2 protein-coding genes are annotated in these 4,083 nt (G+C 40.2%); both read left to right on the top strand.

What is annotated here, in order from left to right; all coding sequences use genetic code 11:
• Positions 1-357 precede the first annotated feature (357 nt).
• Positions 358-1,584 carry a glycosyltransferase family 4 protein gene (locus tag AC2JBO_RS42245; protein WP_496959605.1) on the top strand — a complete coding sequence of 409 codons (1,227 nt, stop codon included), beginning with the start codon at positions 358-360 and terminating at the stop codon, positions 1,582-1,584.
• Between the two features lie 51 nt (positions 1,585-1,635).
• Complete coding sequence (locus AC2JBO_RS42240) at positions 1,636-3,990, top strand: ATP-binding cassette domain-containing protein (protein ID WP_496959604.1); 2,355 nt, start codon at positions 1,636-1,638, stop codon at positions 3,988-3,990.
• The last annotated feature ends 93 nt before the right edge of the window (positions 3,991-4,083 follow it).

The following is a 4,083-nucleotide window of genomic DNA, read 5'->3' as shown; positions in this document are numbered from 1 at the left end:
GTCATCCTCTGTTGCGTGAGTTTGTGTGCACCTGTGTAGTGCATGCCATCTAAGAAGGCACACAGCCTACGTGTACGTCCAGCTTTAAAAGTATCAGGCCTGAATAATTGGCGATTCCCCAGCTGCCAGGCTAGCTGCACACTCCGCTGACTGGCATAGCTGATACTTGCAACCTGCCTGCCAATTGAGCGCTTGATTTTCCAGCAGAGCTTGATATCAATCATCGGACTTTACCGTAAAGTGAAGGGACTGCCAGCGTGATTTAGGTAAGTGTACTGAATCAGAAATCGCCAATTTGTTATTAACATTTAGTAGGTTAGGCGTCTCGCCTGACAAGAGCGCACAGGCAAGATGCCTATGCTACAACAACTAACCTATGATCCCTTACGAATGACTAATGACCAATTAAAGTTTTCGTTAGTTGTTAGCGACCTCTCCGGAGGTGGCACGGTTCGAGCTTACTTACTAGCTCAAGTCCTGCAACAACTTAACCATTTTGTCGAAATTGTCGGGTTTAACTTTGGCAAAGACTTATACGCAATACCTCCGAATGGCATCCAGGTCATTTCTATACCTGGTAGCAATTATCTTAATTTTTTAGGCGCCGCACGGCAACTGCTCCGCTCGCTATCGGGAGATGTTATTTACGCAGTAAAACCCAAACCAACTAGCTTTGGTGTGGGTTTGCTGCATAAATTAACTCGTCATCGTCCGCTGTTACTCGATATGGATGATTGGGAATTAAGCTGGTATGGTGGTGAGGATTGGAGCTATAAGCCTAGTATCAAACAGTTTGCCCGCGATATTCTTAAATCCAATGGTGCCTTGAGATTTCCTGACCACCCACTTTACATCAATTGGATGGAGCGGTTGGTCAAGTACGCGGATGCTGTAACGATTGATACGCAGTTTTTGCAAGATCGATTTGGCGGTGTTTATGTACCCAATGGTAAAGATACCGAGATGTTTAACCCCGATAAGTACTCTGAAGAAGCGAGTCGGGAAAAGTATGGACTATCAAATTATCGTATTTTGATGTTTCCAGGGGCGCCGCGTCCACACAAAGGTGTCGAAGATGTGTTGATGGCACTCGATAAATTAAACCAAGATGATTTACGGTTGGTGATAGTTGGCGGCAGTCCGTATGATGATTATGACGACCGTTTGATACAAAAATGGGGACGTTGGATTATTAAGTTACCAAAGGCGCCTGTAGAGGCAATGCCCGAAATAGTGGCAGCAGCTCATGTTGTAGTTGTACCACAGCGTGATACTGTTGTGGCGCGCGCGCAGTTTCCTTTAAAACTAACAGATGGTATGGCGATGGGTAAACCGATGATTTCTACCCGTGTAGGTGATATACCTGAGATATTAGCTCATACTGGTTATTTAGTAGACCCAAATTCACCCGAACAAATCGCTATGGAAATTGAAGCCATATTTAACGATTATGATACGGCACGTATGAAGGGGCGCTCTTCTAGAGAACGCTGTGTTGAGAAATATAGTACCTCAAAAATGGCGCTAACGCTATCAGAAGTAATCAACAAAATTAGTTGCCAAAAAAATAATCTTAATTATTAGGGATTTTTATAGTGTATTTACCAATTTTTAACTAATCAATAATTATTCCCTATGTCTACAGTAAAACTTTTAATTCGATTTGCTAAACCTTATCCTTGGTGGGTGTTTCTAACATTTGTACTTGGATTTTCCGGTGCCTTATTTAATGGGGTTGGGACAACACTAATTGTGCCTGTTGTTTTAAAAATTATTGGACTGGATGTTCAATTCAACAATGCACCCGATATTTTAAAAGTCGTCATGCAACCTTTTGAGCAAGTGCCAGAAGCTTATCGAACTTGGGTAATGGCAGGAGCGATTATATTAACTATTATACTAAAAAATCTTGCCAGTTACGCAAGTAGTTTAACATCAAGTTCACTTGCACGCACTTTAACGACTGACATGCGTGATGTTGGATTACAAAACTTATTAGAAGTCGATTTAGATTACTTTGCAAAAACAAAAGTTGGTGATTCAATTAACAGCTTAGGTGGAGAGTTAGGAAAAGCATCGAGTGCTGTTAATACTATTATCCGAGTTTTAATTCTCGTCATTACAATTCTAGTTTTTATTGCTCTACTGCTGTCTATTTCTTGGCAGTTAACAATTGCGGCAACATTTTTACTATCACTCGTCACATTAGTTAATCAATACGCTATTGCTCGGTCAAAAGATTACGGTAAATTGCTATCGGATATGTCGAGAGCGTATTCGATAACCGTTTTGGAAGTTTTGAACGGAATGCGCTTAGTACGCGCGACAGCAAATGAAGACCGTGAGTACAAAAAAATTATCAAATTAATTCGCGACCGCGAACAAGCTGATTTTCAATCGCAAGCTAATTCCGAGGCAATTACACCCGTTAGTGAAGTAATGGGGATTACTTCTTTGGTACTGATTATAATTCTTAGTAAGTATTTATTTGCATCTCAAATTTCCTCCCTTTCTGCCGTACTCTTCACATATTTATTGGTGCTGTTGAGGGTATTGCCTTTTATCTCGCAGATAAACGCAATTCGTAGCAGTTTCGCAAATGCCGCAACAAGCGTATCTATTGCTACCGACTTTCTGCGACGTGATAATAAACCGTTTATGAGTCGGGGAACAAAGAATTATAAATCGCTTGAAAAAGGGATTCATTTTAATAATATATCTTTTGCTTACCCAGGTCATGAGAAATTAGTATTAAAAGAAGTCGATTTGTTTTTGCCGAAGGGTACAACTTTGGCACTCGTTGGTAGTTCAGGCGCCGGAAAATCGACAATGGCAGACTTATTACCGCGTTTTTATGATGTAATTTCTGGTAGTATTTTACTCGATGGTGTAGATTTGAGAGAATTTGATATTCAGTCATTGCGTCGCTCGATGGGTATCGTTAGTCAAGATACATTTTTGTTTAACGACACAGTAAGATATAACATTGGATACGGAAACAGTAGCGCGACCGAAGAAGAAATAATAGCTGCTACCAAACGCGCGAATGCTTATGAGTTTATCACGAAGCTATCACACGGGTTTGATACATTAATAGGTGATAGAGGCGTAATGCTATCAGGGGGACAACGACAAAGGTTAGCAATAGCGCGCGCATTACTACAGAACCCAGAGATTTTGATACTCGACGAAGCAACAAGTGCGCTTGATACGGTATCCGAACGGGTAGTACAAGCAGCTATTGAAGATTTGAGTAAAGACAGAACAACTTTGGTTATTGCCCACCGTTTATCTACGGTTCAAGGTGCTGACCAAATAGCAGTTTTAGACCAAGGAAAAGTCGTAGAAGTTGGAACACACAACTCGCTATTACAAAAAGGTGGTTATTACACACGACTTTACTCGATGCAATTTGGCGCCGAGGGGGAAGACTCGAAGCAGCTTACACAGGTTAAGGTAGATGAAGGGGAAAATGCTGAAGCGTTAACTCATAATCAGAATTTACTTCGTATCCCTCATGAATTACGGACACGACTCAATTCAACAATTGGGTTTTTGCAGTTACTACTCGACGAAACTTCGGACTCGCAGGAGCGGGAAGAATTTATCGAAGAATTACGTAAATCAACATCGCGCGTTGAGAATATTATCGAAATCTTTGAGGATATCGTCAAACTACAAACAAGCTTTATCACATCAACAAACGAGACATACAAAACATATAGAGAGAATCTTGACCGTCTTGTCAAGAAGTCACGCACTCACATCAACTTTATGCTGCATTCATTGCCGCTGATTGTAGACAGCCAAATTCAAGCATCCGAACAAAACGACATCATTAAAAATGTTTATTACGCAACAATTCATTTACTTGATACAATTCAAGAATTGGAAGATTGTCTCAAATCTAAATCTTTAAATTCAGTACCTTCTAGTAATGGGCATGAATATCAAAAAAACGGTAATTCTAAATCGCCCCTTCTAACATAGTTTAACATAATAAGGGTATCCAAAATCTATTCATTGTCGAAGACAAATCTAAAATTATTATGCCTTCAAAAAATAAAAATAAATACCTGTTCT

Source organism: Calothrix sp. CBUCES-K 9914 (assembly GCF_059640475.1).
This window is presented reverse-complemented; position numbering and strand designations above follow the sequence as displayed.